Here is a 17,370-nt window from a genome sequence, read left to right on the forward strand (position 1 = left end):
ATGCTCTTTTACACCGTTATGAAGCCCGTGGTGCGCCTGGGGCTGCGCGTATTTTTTCGCCGGCTCGAAGTGCGCCACCGCGAGCGCCTGCGCCTGCCGGGGCCGCTGATGCTGTGCGGCAACCACCCCAACACACTCATGGACCCGCTCGTGACGGCCGTGCAGCGCCACCAGCCCATCGCGTTTCTGGCGAAGAGTACGTTTTTTAAAAACCCCGTGCTCGGGGCCATCATGCGCTCGGGCAACTGCATTCCCATCTACCGGCGGCAGGATGCGGAGGGCAGCGCCGACGGTCCTACCCCCGCCCAGCTGGCGGCTAGCAACGAGGCCAGCTTCGGGCGCTGCTACGACTACCTGGAGCGTGGCGGCACGGTCATGATTTTTCCGGAGGGCACCAGCGTGAGCGAGCGTCGGCTCCGGCCGCTTAAGACCGGTGCGGCCCGCATTGCGCTGGGCACCGAGGCCCGGCACGATTTCAAGCTAGGCCTGAAAATCGTGTGCGTCGGCACCAACTACTTCGACCCCAGCCACTTTCGCTCCGACGCGCTGCTCAACGTGGCCCCGCCCATTGAGGTGAGCGCCTACGCCACCCGCTACCACGACGACCCCGACGCGGCCGCCGATGCGCTGACCGAGGAAATCCGCCAGCGCCTCACGCGCCGCCTCGTCATCAGCCACGATGCCGCCGACGACCAGCTGGCCCAGCAGGTGGAGCGCACCTTTGGCAACCACCTCAACCCCGACGACGACCCCGATACGCTCTACGATAACTTCCAGCTCAGCCGCACCCTGCTCGATGCCGTGGCCTGGTTTGAGCAGCATGACCCCGACCGCCTGACTACCCTGCGCGCGGCCCTGACCGACTATTTAGCCGCGCTGGAAGCCCACCAGCTCGATGACGAAGCCCTCGACCAAAGCCAGCGCCCCGGCACCACCCGCACCGATTATCTGAGCCTGGCGCTGGGCTTCCCAGTCTGGCTCTATGGCGTGCTAACCAACTACTTACCCTATAAATTACCGGCTGAAGTGGCCTACCGCGCCACCCAGGAAACGGAGTTTATCGCGGCCATTATGCTGGCGGTCGGGATGCTCACTTTTCCGCTGGCCTACGCCCTGGAGGCCGCCGCCGTGCAGCACTGGCTTACCCACGACTGGCGGCTGACGCTGCTCTTTGCCGCATCCCTACCCCTGGCCGGCTTCTACGCCCTGGGCTACTGGCAAACGCTGAGCGCCCGCCTCCGGCGCGTGCGCGTGCGCCGCCTACCCTCCCCCGAGCTGGTGCGCCTGCGGCAGCTGCGCGCCAAAGTACTCAGCCTGCTGGACGAGGCGCAGGCGGCTTATCAGCGCGTAGAATAAGCTTTAGCTTACCGCCGTATCGTTTCCGGCCCTTAATCCGGCCAGCTAGAGATTACCCTACGCGCCTTATTCATCCAGGTATTGGTGCACGAATTTGATGGCCATGCTACCCTCGCCCACGGCCGAGGCCACGCGGGCCATTGCGCCAGCGCGGCCGTCGCCGGCGGCGAAGAGGCCGGGCACGCAGGTTTCGAGCAGGTAGGGCTCGCGGTCTTTTTTCCAAACGGTAGCATAGCGCGGGTCGGCTACCAGGTCGCGGCCGGTGAGCAGGTAGCCCTTAGCGTCGCAGATGGCCAGGTGGCATACCCATTCGGTGCTGGGCTTGGCCCCAATGAAGATGAACAAGGCGCGGGCGGGCCGCTTTTCGGACTCGCGACCGGCCTGCTGAATAACTACGGCTTCGAGGGCGTGCGTGCCGCAGGCTTCGCGCACCTGGGTATGGGGCAGCAGCTCAATGTTGGGCGTTTGGGCAATCTGCTCAATGAGGTAGGCCGACATGCTGGCGGTCAGGCTTTCGCCCCGAATGATGAGGAACACCCGCGAGGCGTAGGTAGCCAGGTACATAGCCGCTTGCCCCGCGGAGTTACCCCCGCCGATGATGTACACCGGCTGGTCGCTGCAGCTGCGCGCCTCGGTGCGGGCCGCGCCATAGTACACGCCGGCCCCGCTGAGTCGGTCGAGCCCCGGCGCGTCGAGCACCCGGTAACTCACGCCGGTGGTGAGCACCACGGCGCGGGCTTTTATCTCCGTTTTATCCCTCAGGGTAAGCACTTTATAGCCATCCTGCACGCACAGGTTAATGACCTCCTGCGGGGCCATAAATTCGGCCCCGAGGCGGGTAGCCTGGCTCCAGGCGCGGTGGGCCAGCTCGGCACCGCTGAGGCCGGTGGGGAAGCCCAGGTAATTCTCAATGCGCGATGACGAGCCGGCCTGCCCGCCGGGCGTTTGGCGCTCAATGATGAGCGTTTTCAGGCCCTCCGAAGCGCCGTACACGGCGGCGGCCAGCCCGGCCGGCCCCGCCCCGATTACCACCACGTCATACAGCTCCTGCTTGGCCTCGACCAGCAGGCCCAGGTGCCGGGCCAAGTCGAGCTTAGCGGGCTTGGCCACGGCCTGGCCATCGGGGCAAATGACGAACGGCAGGTCATCGGGCGTGAAGCCGTTGGCATCCATCAGCACCTTAGCCTCGGCATCCTTCTCAAAATCAAGCCATTGGTAGCCCACCATGTAGCCACTGAGAAAATCCTTGAGTTCGTGCGAGAGCGGCGACCACTGAAACCCGATGAGCCGCAAGCCCGCAAACGCCGGCCGGTAGGTGGCCTGCCAGCTGGCTAGCAGGTCGTGCAGGGTGGGGTAGAGCAGCTGCTCGGGCGGGTCCCAGGGTTTGAGCAAGTAGTAGTCGAGCTGCGCCGAATTGATAGCCTTGATGGCCGCCGTGGTGTCGGCGTAGGCCGTGAGCAGCACGCGCTTAGCCTCCGGAAACAGCTCGCGGGCGCGGGTAAGCACTTCTACGCCTTCTACTTCGGGCATCCGCTGGTCGGCCAGCACCAGGGCCAGCGGCTCGGCGCGGGCGCGCAGTTCGGTGAGGGTAGCGAGGGCTTCGGGGCCGGAATTGACGCTCAGGATGCGGTAGTCGGCGCGAAATTCCTGGCGCAGGTCGCGAGTGATGGCGGCCAGGACTTGCGCATCGTCGTCCACAGTCAGGATAATCGGCTTTTTCATAAGAGTGAAGGGTAAGCTTTAGCTTGCCAAATTGATGCGGGGAAGAAGTTGATTCGGCAAGCTAAAGCTTACCGCACGTCCGCCTACCCTGTCGGCAACCACACTGAAAACTCCGTGCGGCCGGGCACCGACCGGGCCTCCAGCTGGCCGCCGTGCTCCTGCACGATGCGCCGGGCAATATCGAGGCCCAAGCCGCTGCCCTCGCCGGCCGGCTTAGTAGTGTAAAAGGGCTCGAACAAGTGCGCCAGCACTTCGGGGGCGATGCCGCTGCCGTTGTCAATAATGCTGACGCCCAGGCCACCGTTTTGCCGGGCAGCTTGCACCGTGAGCGTACCGCCGCTGGGGGGTAGGGCGTCGAGGGCATTGTCCAGCAGGTTGGTCCACACCTGGTTGAGCGGCCCGGCCGCGGCCAGTACCCGCGGCGCGTCGGGAGCGTAGGCGCGGGTGAGCTTCACGTTTTTATGGCGTAGGGCATGGTCAAATATATTGAGCGTGCTGTCGAGGCCCTCGGTCACGTCGAGCAGCTCGTGGCCGCCGGCGCGGTCCATGTGCGAGTAGTTTTTGACGTTGCCGACCAGCGTGCTGATGCGCTGGCTGGCCTCGCGCAGGTCGCGGGTGAGGCGCAGCACCGACACGTGGCTTTCGAGCCAGGCCAGCGCAGCGGGCCGGGCCGATGCGGGCAGCTGCGCCACCAAGGGCTCCAGGGTGGCGGCGGTGTGGCCTGCATCAAGCAGGTTGGGGGCCAGCGCGTAGCCATCGGGGCAGCCCTGGCCGTCGAGCCAGTCGGCCAGCTCGTCCTCAGCATCGGCGCGGGCCAGAGCCGAGCGGGGGGGTAGGGCCGCATCGGGCTCGGTGGCGGGGGTGCTCGTGCTGAGCAGCGCTGCCACGGCCTCGGCGGGCGGGCAGGCCAGCAGCAAGTTTTTGAGCAGCACGGGCTTGTTTTTCAGCATGTTTCCCAGGGCATCGGCGGCGCGGGCAATGGCGGCGGCGGGGTTGTTCAGCTCGTGGGCCAGGCCGGCCGAAAGCTTGCCCAGCGCCCGCAGCTTGTCGTCGCGCTCTTGGCCGCGCACCTCGTCGCGGGCGCGGTCGCTCATAATGCCCACCAGCCGCTGCACCAGCTCGGGGCTGACCTGCTCCAGGGCCGGAAACTCGGTGCGGGACAGCAGATAGAGCACGGTGTCGCCCACGGCTACCCCCTGGCCTCTACTTATTTGCAAGCGCGAATAAGGTAGCACGCCGCTGATACTGCCCGTGGCCACTCGGAACACCGGTTCCTGCTGGCCATTGTCGCCGCGGAAATACTGCATCCCGCCCCGCACCACGGCCATCATCTTATTGGCGGGGTCGCCGGTGCGCACAATTAGCTCCCCATCAGCGTATTGGCACAGCTCGCCGGTACTCACCAGCCAAGCCAGCACCTTGGCGGGCAGGTTTTGAAAGGCCGCGATGCTGGTAAGCGCGGCGGGGTCGGGAGGAAGTTGCTGAGCCATACGTTACCTAACCGGCGCGGCGCGGTGAAGTTGGGGCGCGCTTCAGGCGTTTTTTTGCCGGTGGCGGCCTGCAGCCCGCCTCACTCCGCGCCCGGCGGCGTTCTTTTGCCTCGTGAGTTCCGCCCCTACCCCCCCTTCATCCCCGCTCCTCACCCGCGAGCACGTGCTGCGCGCCCTGCGCCTGGTGGAGCGCGAGGGCCGCCGCCTGCCGCCCAGCACCGTGTACGAGCTGCTGTATCGGGGCCGGCGCTACCCGCCCCGCGCCGTGGCCGAGCTGGCCTACCGCCTGGCCCTGGCCGACCCCACCGCCCGCTGGCCCCACCCCGCCGGCCAGCCCACCAACGCCCTGCTCGAAGCCCTCGACTTCACCATTGCCGCCAAGCGCCCCGTGCTGGCCGCCGGCTCGGCCCAAGACCACGAGCAGGCCGCCGAGCAGCAGGCCGAAGGGCTCTACACCGGCCCGGCGGCACTTAAAATTCCCATCGCCGCCGAGCCCGCCGCCGCCTACGCCGCCCTACCCCCCTACCCCGAGGCAGCGGCACTAAAAGAGTTGTTTATCACGGAAGATGAGCTAACTGCCGCGCAGGCCGGCTTGCGCCGCCGCCGGGCGCTGCTGCTGCAAGGCCCACCCGGCACCGGCAAAACTTTTTTGGCCCGCCGCCTGGCCTGGCTGCTTTTGGGGCAAAAAGACGAGAGCCGCATCGAGTTGGTGCAGTTTCACCCCAGCTACAGCTACGAGGACTTTATGCTGGGCTTTCGGCCGGGGGCCAAGGGGCAGTTTGGGCTGGTGCCGGGCGTGCTGCCACTGCTGTGCCAGCGTGCTGCCCAGGACCCCGACCGGCCTTATTTTCTGCTGATTGACGAGTTGAACCGGGGCAACGTGGCCCGCATTTTTGGCGAGTTTCTGTTGCTGCTGGAGCCCGACAAGCGCGGCCCCGCCCACGCCCTGCGCCTGCCCTACGCCCCGCCCGACGCGCCCCGGTTTTTCGTGCCCGATAACCTCTACGTCATCGGCACGCTCAACCTGGCCGACCGCTCGCTGGCCCCGCTCGACTACGCGCTGCGGCGGCGCTTCGCCTTCGTGGCGTTGCGGCCGCAGTTCGGCGCGCCATTGCGCCAGCTTTTGGCTGCTAACCAAGTGCCTGCTGAGCTAATTAACTTATTGACCGAGCGCCTGGTGGCTCTCAACCAGGTCATTGCCGCTGACCCCGAGCTGGGACCTGATTTTGAGATTGGCCATAGCTATTTCTGCGCACCGCCTACCCCCCCGGCCGCGGCCGGGGCGTGGCTGCGGCTCATTTTTGAGCAGGAAATCGGCCCCCTACTGGCCGACTACTGGCGCGAGCAGCCCGAGCAGGCCGCCGCCCAGCTGCGCAAGCTGCTGGCCGGCTTATAACCACCACTGTAGCCCGGCCGTACTCGCTACCCAAAGGGTCTTTTATTCATCTATTCGCGCTTTCACCGGCTTATGTTTCGTTTTCGATTGCTGTTGATTGCCCTGCTTGGCACCAGCCTGCAACTGGCCGCTGCGCCGGCACCCGACTCCATTACCTGGAAGCGCGTGGCCCTGCCCGCCAGGGCCAGCGTCGAGCTGCCCACTCCTTTCACCACCATGCCGGCCAGCGACCCAAACACGCAGGCAAATTTCGCCAATACGTCCGAGGCCACTTACGTAGCGGCCTGTGCACTTATCGATTCCACCGCGTATCCTTACTCTAATGGTCGCCTCACGCTGAACGAGTTAGCCGCATTTTATGCGGTCAATATCAAAGCGCTCATCGGCGACGAAGCCCAGGCGCGGTTGCTGCGCCGCACTCCGTTTGCGCTGGCCGGGTACCAAGGCGTTGAGGTAGAGCTTAGCTTGCCCGCCACGGCCTCGCTGGGAGGCACTAAGTTTGCTCGCATCCTCTATGCCAATCATCGCGCCTACATGCTTACCTGGCGCGCCACCCTCGGCCAGCCAGCCAGCGAAGTTGGCAACCGGCGGCATTTTTTTCAGTCCTTGCAGGTGAAGGCTGCCCCGGCCGCCGAGCGCGAGGTTTCCGATGTTCGCCAAGCGGGCCGCACAACCGGGCGCTTGCTGGTTTATGGGGCGGTAATCGCAACTATCATTATGCTGGTGCGGCGCTTCCGGTCGACCGAGTCGGCTAAATAAGTCGGTTCCAACCGTAGCCTAGCGCCCCTGGCCGCCCATGATTCCGCTCGCTACCCTGTATTATTTGCTGTGCTACTCCTGGCAGCGGCTGCCCGAGCCGGCCGTGCTGCGCGCCGCCGAGGCAGCGCCCTTCCACCGCCCGCTGGAGCTGCTTACCCAGATGCTGCTGCACGCCACCCGCCAACGGCTGCGGCCGGCCCTACCCCTTGCTTTTATCGCTATTGAAGAGGAAACCAACCAGTTGCGCGGGCGCGTCGAGCTGGCTCCGACCCTGGGCCGGGGGCTGCTGCCGCAAGGCCGCGCTGTATGCGGCTTCGAGGAGCTGAGCCCCAACCAGCCGCTGCACCGGCTGCTGGCTGGCACGCTGGCCGCCCTGGCTACGCACCCCGCCCTACCCCTGCCGTTGCGCCGGGAGGTGAGCGCGCTACGCAGCCGCCTACCCGCCAGCGTGGTACCGGTAGTGCCGGGCGTGGCGGTAATCGGGGCGCTGCGGCGGCAGCGCCTGGCATCCGCCGAGGCGTTTTTGCTGCATATCTGCGAGCTGATTTACGAAACGGCGCTGCCCGCGCCGGCGGCGGGGGGTAGGGGCCGCGTGGCTGACTTCCGGCAGGATGAGCGGCTGATGGCCCGCATTTTTGAGCAGGCGGTGCGCAACTTTTACCGCCGCGAGCAGCGGCAGTACCGCGTGTTTACCGAAACTATTGCCTGGCAGGCCACCGCGCCCCACACCCCGGATTTGGCCCTGCTGCCCACCATGCTCACCGACACGACCCTGGAGAGCCCGGCCCGCAAAATTATTCTTGATACCAAGTACTACGCCGCCGCCCTGCGCCCGCGCTACGACCAGCCGCGGCTCATCGCGCCGCACCTCTACCAGCTCTTTGCTTACCTTCAAAACCTGCGCCCTACCCCCGGCCAGGCCCTCGAAGGCATCCTGCTTTACCCGGCCGCCACGGCCGCCGTGGACGTGCGCTACCTGCTGGGCGGCCATCCGGTACGCATCGTTACCCTCGATTTGCAGCAGCCCTGGCTCGGCATCGCTGCCGACCTGCTGGCGCTGGTGGGATGAGGCGAAAACGCAAAAAAGCGACCCGCGCACTACTGCGCGGGCCGCTTTCAGAAAACTTACATCCAGGCGGGACCTGGAGGCAATTACATTTTCTTGGTGGTATCGGTAGCCATCGCACCGCCGGCAGCCGGAGCAGCCGCGCCGCCAGCGGCGGGAGCCATCGTCGAGGCCGAGTCGGTGGTGGTGGTGCTCATCGTCGACTCAGTGGCGGCGGGAGGCGTGGTGGTTTCGGTAGTAGCGGTTTTCGACTCGCACGAAGCCAGGCCAACGGCCAGGAACAAGGCAGATACTTTCAGGAGGTTGCTCATTTTGGGGTAGATTTGAAAAGGGGTTTAACAAAAATCTGCCCTTAATCCGAGTCCGACTGGCAGGTAACCCAGGCGGCGCAAAAAAATTAAAATAATTTTGATGGGTTACTAGTGGCTGTTAGTCCGCATTAAGCCCCGAAGCGAATGAACATGGATAGCTCACCGGCGCTGGCCGCCGATGCCCAACTCATCAAGGCCATTGCGGGCGGCGACGAGCGGGCCCTCAGCCAGCTCTACCGCCTGCACTGGCCGATGATATCGCACTTCGTGCTGCAAAACAGCGGCTCGGAGGACGATGCCCGCGACGTGTACCAGGAAGGCGTAATGGTATTTTATGAGAAGGTGCGCGAAGGCTCGCTGGAGCTAAGCTGCCAGATTAAAACTTACCTCTACGCCGTGTGCCGCCGCCTGTGGCTCAAGCGCCTCACCTCCAAAAGCCGGCTGCACGGCGTGCGCCTGCTCGATGAGGAAGAATACGGCCCTTACCTCAACACGGGGGCCGAAGACGATGTGCAGGAAGCCGAGGAGCGCGACCGACGATTCGCTACCATGAGCGAGGCGCTGACCCACCTGGGTGAGCCCTGCCGCTCGCTACTCGAAGGCTTTTATTTGCTCGAAAAATCGATGCTCGACCTCACCGCCGAGCACGGCTACACCAACGCCGACACTGCCAAAACTCAAAAATATAAGTGCCTGACGCGCCTGAAAAAGTTATTTTTTGCCAGTTATAAAGAAGCTTAGCCCATTTGTCATGGCGAGCATGTTGCGCATTAATGCAAGGTCGCGGCACTGACAAACTGAACTAGGACTCAACCTAAAAGATGCAGACCGAAGCCGATTACTACGCCTTATTTGAAGCTTACCAGCGCGGCGAGCTGGCGGCGGGGGCACGGGCCGGCCTGGAGGCGCGCCTTGGGGCCGAGCCGCGCTTGCAACAGTTGTATGCCGAGTACGTGGAGCTGACCGATACGCTGACGGCTTACGGCGAACGCCGGCACAACCGCCAGCTTATCAGCAGCTTGCACGAAGCTATGCTAACCGCCGAGGCTGCGCCGGCATTTGAGGAAAAGCAGGCCGACGGCTTGTCATACAGTGTGAACCCGCGGCTGAGTTTGTCGCGCACCGAGCAGAAGCTGCGCGAGTTTTGGGGTGGGCACCGCGCCACGGTGGGCGTGGCCGCTTCGGTGGCCGTGCTGGCCGTGTTCAGCACCCTGCTGGGGCTGGAATGGTGGCGCACGGCCAAAGTGCAGCCCTCGCTGTACGGCTACTCGGTGATGCGCCGCGAGCTGGAACAGATTAAGAAGAGCCAGCGGGCGCTGAGCCACAGGGTGAATACCCAGCTGGAAGTGCCCGCTACGCCGCCGCGCGAGGGCAAGTTCAGCGGCACGGGCTTCGCCCTCACTGCCGATGGCTACCTGGTAACAAGCGCGCACGTGATTCAGGGGGCCGACTCGCTGCTGGTGGAAGGCCGCGACCACCAGCGCTACAAGGCCGAAACGGTGTATTCGGATGCCAAGCACGACTTGGCTATCCTGCGCATCAAGGACGCGAATTTTGATGGCTTCGGCCGCCTACCCTATGTGTTTAAGGGCGGGCAAGCCGACTTAGGGGAGCGGGTGTACACGCTGGGCTACCCCCGCGAGGACGTGGTGTACGGTGAGGGTGCGCTGAGCGCCCGCTCGGGCTTCGGCGGCGACACGGCCTTCTACCAGGTCAGTATCCCGGTAAACCCCGGCAACTCGGGCGGCCCGCTGCTGGATGAGCGCGGCAATCTCATCGGCGTCGTGAGCGGCCGGCAGGATGACGCGCAAAGCGCCGCCTTCGCCACCAAGTCGTCTTATTTAGTACGCTTGGTTGACTCGCTTAAGAACCGGCAGCCCGCCGCCGCCTACCACCTGCCCCACGGCAATCAGCTGGCCGGCGCGGGCCGCGCCCAGCAGGTGAAGCGCCTGCAAGACTTCGTGTTCGTGGTAAAAGTATACGAATAAGCTTTTCTCCATTTTTTCTGCCAGCGCTCTTAAAGCCTCGCCCTTTCGGCGGGGCTTTAAGGGTTTTGGGACCGGCTGCGCGGCCGCGGGCAGCCACCTACCCCCCGCCCGTACCTTTGCCGGGCATGGGCGACTACCTCATTTACCAGGCCTACGGCAGCCCCGACGTACTAAACGAGGCCCTGCTGAGCATCCTGTCTTACCTGCGGCAGCCCGCTGAAGCTACCGTGCTGGTCTATACTGACGCCCCGGCGCATTTTCGGGCGGTGCTGGGCGCGGCGGCTGGCGTCGAGTACGTGCGCATTGAGCCAGCACAGTGGCGGGCCTGGCGGGGCGAAATTGATTTTGTGCACCGGGTCAAAATTGAGGTGCTGAGGCACGCGGCAGCGCACTGCGCGGGCCAGCTGCTGTATGTCGATACCGATACTATTTTCCTGCAAAGCCCGGCCGACCTCTTTGCCGCGCTGGGCCGGGGCGAACTCTTTATGCACGTGGCCGAAGGACGGCTGGGCGATGGTAACCCCCTGAACCGCAAGATAAACCGGGCGCTGCGGGCGGCTGGCTCGGCGGCGCTGCCTGGCGGCATGGCCATTGGCGCCGGCACCCGCATGTACAACGCCGGCGTGCTGGGCCTGCGCAGCACCGACGCGCCCCGGCTAGCCGCCGTGCTGGCCCTCACCGAATCGCTTTATCGCCTCTACCCCAAGCACGTGATGGAGCAACTGGCCTTCAGTGTGGTGTGGGCGCAGGCCGGGCCAGTGCGCGAAGCCGCGCCCTGGGTGTATCACTACTGGAACCTGAAGGAAATCCGGCCGGTGCTAGCCGCGTTCTTTGCCCTACCCCCCCCCACCGGCCTGGCCGGCTGGCAGGCCCGCACCACCCGGCTCGACGTGCCCGCGCTGGCCGAGGGCAAGGCGCGGTTTCGGGCGCTGCCGGGCTGGCGGCGGGCGCTGCGGCGCTGGCTGGGCCGCGGCTGGCAGCTGCCGAAACCTTTGCTAACTGAAGGGGGGTAGGAGCGCGTGAGCCGACAGTTTTTTGGCCTAATAAAATTTTGGTGGTCAGCCATTAAACTTTTGGGCGGCGGAGGCATCCTTAGAACGTACTTGCCTATTGCCGCTTATGGACCGCCGAGCTTTCCTCCAGCCTACTATTGCTGCCCGGCGCGCGGCGGCTCCGGCCACTGGGGCCACCCGCCAGCTTAGCTCGCTCCGCGAGCAGGCCAGCGCCTATGCCAATCAGGCGCTGCCCGCCCCGCTCAGCACCACCGCCGCACTCGATGCCTACGCCGGTCCCTGGGGCCCCGACCAGGCGGCCCATCTGCTGCGGCGCTGCCTGTTTGGGCCCACGCGCGGCGAAATAGTAGCGGCGGCCGGCTCCTCACTGCCCGCGGTGCTCGACCAGCTACTGACGGTGCCAGCCGCGCCGGACCCGCCCGTGCGCGTGAGTGCCACCGATACTACCGGGCCCATCGGCCAGACCTGGGTGGGGCAGCCCTTCGACCAGACTCTGGAGGGCGTGCGCCGCACCTCGCTGCGCGACTGGTGGCTGGGCCAGCAGCTCACGCAGGGCACCTCGCTGAGCGAGCAGATGACCTTGTTCTGGCACAACCATTTCGTGGTCGAGTTTGGCAACATCAACAGCGCGGGCTACGGCTACGAGTATGTGCGGCTGCTGCGTCAGTATGCGCTGGGCAACATCCGGCAGCTGGCCAAGGACGTGACCATTAACCCGGCCATGCTGCGCTATCTCAATGGTAACCAGAGCGTGACCGGCGCGCCCAACGAGAACTACGGCCGCGAGCTGATGGAATTATTCACCCTGGGCAAGGGACCGCTCATCGGGGCCGGCAACTACACTACTTACACCGAGGCCGATGTGCAGGCCGCCGCCCGCGTGCTCACCGGCTGGCGCGACAATGCCGCCACGGCCGCCGGCTACTTCACGGCCAGCCGCCACGATACCACGACCAAGCAGTTCAGCGCCGCCTTTGGCAACGCCAAAATTACCCCCAACGGGGCTGCCGAGTACCAGGATTTGATTGACCTGCTTTTTCGGCAGCCTAGCACGGCGGCGTTTCTGGTGCGCAAGCTCTACCGATGGTTTGTGTATTATGTAATTGATGACCAGGTAGAAAGCGCAATTATTCAGCCCCTGGCCACGCTGCTTGTGCAAAGCAACTACGAAGTGGCCCCGGTGCTGCGCCAGCTACTGGGCTCGGCACACTTCTTCGACGTGGCTAGCGTGGGCTGCCTCATTAAGAGTCCGCTCGACTTTACGGTGGGCGTGGCCCGGCAGCTGGAGCTGGCCCTACCCCCCGCCGGCAGCCCGGTGGCCCAGTACGGCGTGTGGGACTACCTCTATTCGCTGGCCTACGTGCAGCAGCAAACCCTCGGCGACCCGCCCAACGTGGCCGGCTGGGCGGCTTATTACCAAACGCCGCAGTTTCATGAGCTGTGGATAAACTCGGTGACGCTGCCGCGCCGCAACCAGACGACTGACCTGCTCCTGGGCCCCGGCTTCACCCGCAACGGGTTCACCTACAAGGCCGACCTCGTGGCCTGGGTGCAGGCCCTACCCCCCGCCACGGCCCAGGACCCCAACTTGCTCATCGCCGAATTTGTGCGCCTGATGGTGCCTATTAATCTGACCACCAACCAGCTGGATTTTTTGAAGAGTGCCCTCATTCCCGGCCTGCCCGACTTTGAGTGGACCAGCGAGTGGACGCAGTTTCTGGCTACGCCTACCCTTATAGCTAAGCGCAACGCCGTGGCCGGCAAGCTTGGCGCGATGGCGCGGGCCCTGGCCGGCCTGGCTGAGTATCAGCTTTCTTGATTGTTGATTGCTGGGAGTTAGGGGTTGATTGTTAGCCGTTTGTCCTTGCGAGCGCAGCGCGGCAATCGCCCCAGAACGATGGATGAACGAGCGGCGCGGGTATCGTTCTGATGCGATTGCCGCGCTGCGCTCGCAAGGACAAATGATTAGTCAACAATCAATAATACTCTATGAAACGTCGCGACTTTCTTCAGACTTCCGCCGCTGCTGTGACGGGCGCTACCGTGCTGGGTGGCTTTCCAATTGGAGCCTACGCCTACTCGCCCGAGCTGGCGGCGCTCACCAACGCCACCACGGCCACCGATAAGGTACTGGTTATCATACAGCTACAGGGTGGTAATGATGGGCTGAACATGATTATTCCGGTGGACCAGTACGCGGCGCTGGCGGCGGCCCGGCCCAATATTATGCTGCCCCAGAGCCAGGTGCTACCCCTCACGGCGGCCACCGGCATTCACCCAGCGATGGCCACGGCGCAGCAGCTCTATAAAAACGGCCAGCTGGGCGTGGTGCAGAGCGTAGGCTACCCAACCCCCAACTTTTCGCACTTCCGGGCCACCGATATCTGGACTTCCGGCTCCGGCTCGGACGTAGTGTGGACGACCGGCTGGGGCGGGCGCTACCTGGATGAGGAGTTTCCGGGCTTTCCTACTAGCTACCCCAGCGCGCAAAATCCTGACCCACTGGCTATCAGCATTGGCTCGGTAGTGAGCAACTGCGTGCAGGGCCCCACCGTGAACATGGGCATGGCCATCGCCAGCACCACTAGTTTTTACCAGCTGCTGAGCGGTGGCACCGATGCCGCGCCCGCCACCCAGGCCGGCCACGAGCTAGCCTTTATCCGGCAGGTGGTGAGCCAGACGCAGGTGTACACGGCCACTATTCAGGCGGCGGCGGGCAAGGCCAAGAACTTATCGCCACTCTACCCCGCTACCGGCCAGAACGCGCTGGCCGACCAGCTCAAAATAGTGGCCCAGCTGGTGGCCGGCGGCCTCAGCACCCGCATCTATGTGTGTCAGCTCGGTGGCTTCGACCTGCACTCCAACCAAGTTGTTACCGGCAGCCCCACTACCGGCGCGCACGCCACGCTGCTGGGCAAGGTGGCCGACGGCATCAACGCCTTTCAGGACGACCTGAAGCGCCTGAACGTGCAGGACCGGGTAATCGGGATGACGTTTTCGGAGTTTGGCCGGCGCATCCGGGCCAATTCGGGCTACGGTACCGACCACGGCGCGGCGGCCCCGCTCCTGGTGTTCGGTTCGCAGGCCAACCCCATCGTGTACGGGACCAACCCCCAGCTGCCCGCTAACGCGGGCGTGAACGACAACGTGGCCATGCAGGTGGACTTTCGCAGCGTGTACACTAGCATTCTGCAAGACTGGTTTCAGGTGCCGCAAAGCACGTTAGTTCAGCTTTTTGGCCAGAGCTTTCCCTACGTGCCCGTTATCAAGCAAAAGGCCCTGGCCACGGCGGCCGGTGCTAATCCGGTGGTGGGCTTCAGCGTCTATCCCAACCCGGCGGCGGGGTCGGCCACGGTAGTTTTTGAGAGCCAGGGTGAAGCCGTGCAGCTGTTGCTGCTCGACAGCCTGGGCCGCGAGGTACGCCGCGTGGTCGATGGCCAAGTGCTGGGCAGCGGGCCGCAGCGCGTGCCAGTAGAAGTAGCGGGCCTGGCCCCCGGCACCTACCATTGCGTGGTGCGCGAGGGCGGACGTAACAGCGCCCTGCTGCTGATAGTGGCCGATTAACGCAGTATGGCCAGCGCGGAAAAGCTGCGCAGGAACACCGGGCAGGTTTTTGCGTAAAAGCTAATTGGCGGCAAATCGCGCGCTTTTCCAGCTCCACCAACTACTTGCTTTTCCTATGGCTGACCAGCTTCAACAAGTCGAAAAAATTCTACCCGAAGACATTGCCCGCACGTTTGAGGCGGCGGTAAACGTGTTTCAGGGCAAGACCGAGCACATGGATGACCTGCTCAAAAACGGCGGCACCCTGCTACGCAAGGCATCCAAGAATTTCACCCCCACGCAGCTGATTTTAGGCGTAGCTACCCTTGCCGTGGTGGCCATCGTCGTCATCAACCGCGCTACGGAGGACTAAAGCTTACGTTTTTTCTACGACAGAAGCCCTTCTTACCGCGTGAGAAGGGTTTCTGTCGTGAAGAAGGGGTAGAGGGCCAGCTACTGCCCGGCAGTAGCAGTAGGCGGCACGACCGCCACGCTGGCCCCAGCGGCAGCCGGCAAGGCGTACACTTGCCCTATTACGCCCCAGAGTTGGAGGTGGCGGCGCACGGTTTCGGCGGCCAGCCAACTATCGAGCTGGCCAATGATGACGCGGTGTTGGGTTCGGCCTTCGGCGGTCACGGCCACAACTTCAGCTGGCAGCGCTTGGTCGATGGTTAGGATATGGGCCAGCGCGGTGCGTGCCGCCAGCACATCATCGAAGGTGCCCGCCTGCACGGCAAAACGTGGGGCGGTCGGCACGGCGTTAGCGGCGGGGGTAGGGACCACGGCGGCGGCGGCTAGCTCATCGGCGGTGAGCTTCTCGGGCAGCAGGTAGGCCGTAAAGGGCGCGTTGGGGTTGGGGTCGGCCGTGCGCAGCTCGGTGAGGTTATCAGGCGTGTCAGCAATGCCGAGGGGGGTAGTATCCGGCACTACCTCGGCTACCACGGTGGCCGCGCCGGCCTCTACGAGGCCCAGTGGGCGGGCGGCCACTTCGGCCAAGTCGATGATGCGCTCGTGGCGGAAGGGCCCGCGGTCCGTGACGCGCACCACTACGGTCGCGCCGTTGTCGAGGTTAGTTACGCGCAGGCGGGTGCCGAAGGGCAAGGTTTTGTGCGCGCAGGTATACTTAAAGCGGTTAAAGCGCTCGCCACTAGTAGTTTTTCGGCCCTGAAAATATTTGCCATACCACGAGGCGCGGCCCCGCAGCACGGTAGCATAGCCAGCGCGGGCGGTTGGGATAAAGGTGGGCAGCATCCGCAGAATATGGATGCGGTGCCGCATATGCTTGTGGCGCAGTGTATGCGCCCGGTTAGTACGATTAGTACGGGCAGCGGCCGGCAACACCAGCCCTATTCCCAGCGCTAGCCCTAAGAGGCAGCGTAGTAGAAAAGCAGAAAAAGAAGTGGATTGCGTAAGCGTCATGCGCTTTGGTAAATGGTGAACCTATCGAATGTAGGACGTGCCCGGCCAAAACCGACACCCACTACTTGCTAAGGATGTTACCATTTTTTTTAAATTGCACTTTTATCATATTCACGCAGGCGCTTTCAGCTTTTACGAGTTAGCTGAATCCGCAATTGTGTTTAGGAAAGCTATTTTTAGGTCAATGATAGTACTTTTCAAAGGAAGAAGGAGAAATTAGATTATCCGGCGAGTACAAAATTTAGGCATTTACCTTGGGCGAAGGCCAGGTCGTCGTTTGCGTAATTGCTAAATCCGTTGTATATCGCGAGGCCCCGTACCGCGAATTTGGCCGTACCTTCGCCGCATGGATTTTGGCCGCCTGCCCGACCTGCGCTACGTTGATTTTCGCCTACCCCCCGACCACCCCGACACCGCGCGGGTGCTGGCCCGCGCTCCGGTCCCTACCCTCCCCACGCTGTACGTGGGCTGCCCCATCTGGACTAATAAAGAGTGGCTGGGCTCGTACTTCCCGCAGGGCGCGAAGGAGCCGGACTTTCTGAAGTACTACGCCCGGCAGTTCAACTCCATCGAGCTGAATACCACGCACTACCGCATCCCGGACGCGCCCACCGGGCGGCGCTGGCGCGAGGCTGTGGGGCCGGGCTTTAAGTTCTGCCCCAAGCTGCCGCGCAGCATCAGCCACGAGCGTGAGTTGTACAACACGGATGCCCTTACGCTGAGCTTCACGCGGGCCGTGCAGGAGCTGGGCGACAATCTGGGTACTTGCTTTTTGCAGCTGCCCCCGCATTTCGGCCCCGAAAATCTACCGCGCCTGGAGCGCTTCCTGCTCGACTGGCCCGCCGAGGTGCCGCTGGCCGTGGAGCTGCGCCACCCCCGCTGGTTTTCGGATAAAGCCTTGGCCGACACGGTGTTCGCTACGCTCGAAGCGCTTAATAAAACGTTGGTAATTACCGACGTGGCCGGCCGGCGCGACGTACTGGCCCAGCGCCTCACTACCCCCACCGCCTTCATCCGCCTCAACGGCCACGGCCTCATCCCGAGCGACTACGCCCGCGCCGACGCCTGGGCCGCCCGCCTGGCCGCGTGGTACGCGCAGGGCCTGCATACGGCCTATGTATTTATCCACCAGAAAGATGTGCGCCACGCGCCCATCTGGGCTCAGCACTTCCTGGCCCGCATGCACGAGCTGACGGGAATCGCAGTACCGCCGCCGAAACTAATTTCTCAGCAGGTGCAAGGCAGCTTGTTTTGAGCATTTAACAGCTGCTCAGTCGGTGCAAAGTGCGCAAACAGAACAGCTGTTA

At 64.0% G+C, this 17,370-nt stretch carries 15 protein-coding genes; 11 read left to right on the forward strand and 4 right to left on the reverse strand.

All coding sequences use genetic code 11. The features are described 5' to 3' along the window. Window positions 1-1,356 (forward strand): lysophospholipid acyltransferase family protein, encoded by a 1,356-nt coding sequence (locus LC531_RS17660; RefSeq protein ID WP_223652632.1) that lies wholly within the window; start codon window positions 1-3, stop codon window positions 1,354-1,356. Window positions 1,357-1,422: 66 nt separating this feature from the next. Here the strand turns inward: LC531_RS17660 and LC531_RS17665 are convergent, their stop codons facing one another. Together LC531_RS17665 and LC531_RS17670 are read right to left on the reverse strand one after the other, a co-directional pair. Next, window positions 1,423-3,078, reverse strand: coding sequence for an NAD(P)/FAD-dependent oxidoreductase (locus LC531_RS17665; protein ID WP_223652634.1), 1,656 nt, complete (start codon window positions 3,076-3,078; stop codon window positions 1,423-1,425). An 83-nt stretch (window positions 3,079-3,161) separates the two neighbouring features. Further along, window positions 3,162-4,568 carry an ATP-binding protein gene (locus LC531_RS17670; protein WP_223652636.1) on the reverse strand — a complete coding sequence of 469 codons (1,407 nt, stop codon included), beginning with the start codon at window positions 4,566-4,568 and terminating at the stop codon, window positions 3,162-3,164. 112 nt (window positions 4,569-4,680) lie between these two features. Between LC531_RS17670 and LC531_RS22940 the strand changes: the two genes are divergently transcribed. From LC531_RS22940 to LC531_RS17685, 3 genes are all read left to right on the forward strand, one after another. Further along, window positions 4,681-5,964, forward strand: coding sequence for an AAA family ATPase (locus LC531_RS22940; protein ID WP_332874866.1), 1,284 nt, complete (start codon window positions 4,681-4,683; stop codon window positions 5,962-5,964). Between the two features lie 72 nt (window positions 5,965-6,036). Further along, a complete protein-coding gene (locus LC531_RS17680; RefSeq protein WP_223652638.1) occupies window positions 6,037-6,723 on the forward strand; it encodes a hypothetical protein in 687 nt (228 codons plus the stop codon). Between the two features lie 37 nt (window positions 6,724-6,760). Next, window positions 6,761-7,792 carry a 5-methylcytosine restriction system specificity protein McrC gene (locus LC531_RS17685; protein WP_223652640.1) on the forward strand — a complete coding sequence of 344 codons (1,032 nt, stop codon included), beginning with the start codon at window positions 6,761-6,763 and terminating at the stop codon, window positions 7,790-7,792. Window positions 7,793-7,875: 83 nt separating this feature from the next. Here the strand turns inward: LC531_RS17685 and LC531_RS17690 are convergent, their stop codons facing one another. Continuing rightward, a complete protein-coding gene (locus tag LC531_RS17690; RefSeq protein WP_223652642.1) occupies window positions 7,876-8,100 on the reverse strand; it encodes a hypothetical protein in 225 nt (74 codons plus the stop codon). 150 nt (window positions 8,101-8,250) lie between these two features. Between LC531_RS17690 and LC531_RS17695 the strand changes: the two genes are divergently transcribed. The 6 genes from LC531_RS17695 to LC531_RS17720 all read left to right on the forward strand — a co-directional run bounded on the left by LC531_RS17695 (window position 8,251) and on the right by LC531_RS17720 (window position 15,017). Further along, a complete protein-coding gene (locus LC531_RS17695; protein WP_223652644.1) occupies window positions 8,251-8,841 on the forward strand; it encodes an RNA polymerase sigma factor in 591 nt (196 codons plus the stop codon). Between the two features lie 80 nt (window positions 8,842-8,921). Next, entirely contained in the window at window positions 8,922-10,088 is a 1,167-nt protein-coding gene (locus LC531_RS17700) for a S1C family serine protease (protein WP_223652646.1), read from the forward strand. A gap of 125 nt (window positions 10,089-10,213) precedes the next feature. Continuing rightward, window positions 10,214-11,101 (forward strand): hypothetical protein, encoded by an 888-nt coding sequence (locus tag LC531_RS17705; RefSeq protein WP_223652648.1) that lies wholly within the window; start codon window positions 10,214-10,216, stop codon window positions 11,099-11,101. 106 nt (window positions 11,102-11,207) lie between these two features. Further along, window positions 11,208-12,920 carry a DUF1800 domain-containing protein gene (locus LC531_RS17710; protein ID WP_223652650.1) on the forward strand — a complete coding sequence of 571 codons (1,713 nt, stop codon included), beginning with the start codon at window positions 11,208-11,210 and terminating at the stop codon, window positions 12,918-12,920. 170 nt (window positions 12,921-13,090) lie between these two features. Beyond that, on the forward strand, window positions 13,091-14,665 hold the full coding sequence (locus LC531_RS17715) for a DUF1501 domain-containing protein (RefSeq protein ID WP_223652651.1): 1,575 nt from the start codon (window positions 13,091-13,093) through the stop codon (window positions 14,663-14,665). Between the two features lie 115 nt (window positions 14,666-14,780). After that, window positions 14,781-15,017 (forward strand): hypothetical protein, encoded by a 237-nt coding sequence (locus LC531_RS17720; RefSeq protein ID WP_223652653.1) that lies wholly within the window; start codon window positions 14,781-14,783, stop codon window positions 15,015-15,017. 80 nt (window positions 15,018-15,097) lie between these two features. On the opposite strand, the gene LC531_RS17725 is transcribed toward LC531_RS17720, so the two are convergent. Next, a complete protein-coding gene (locus tag LC531_RS17725) occupies window positions 15,098-16,063 on the reverse strand; it encodes a septal ring lytic transglycosylase RlpA family protein (RefSeq protein WP_223652655.1) in 966 nt (321 codons plus the stop codon). 346 nt (window positions 16,064-16,409) lie between these two features. Between LC531_RS17725 and LC531_RS17730 the strand changes: the two genes are divergently transcribed. Continuing rightward, entirely contained in the window at window positions 16,410-17,318 is a 909-nt protein-coding gene (locus LC531_RS17730; protein WP_223652657.1) for a DUF72 domain-containing protein, read from the forward strand. Window positions 17,319-17,370 lie beyond the last annotated feature (52 nt).

This window comes from Hymenobacter psoromatis (genome assembly GCF_020012125.1).
In the GTDB taxonomy this organism is placed as follows: domain Bacteria; phylum Bacteroidota; class Bacteroidia; order Cytophagales; family Hymenobacteraceae; genus Hymenobacter; species Hymenobacter psoromatis.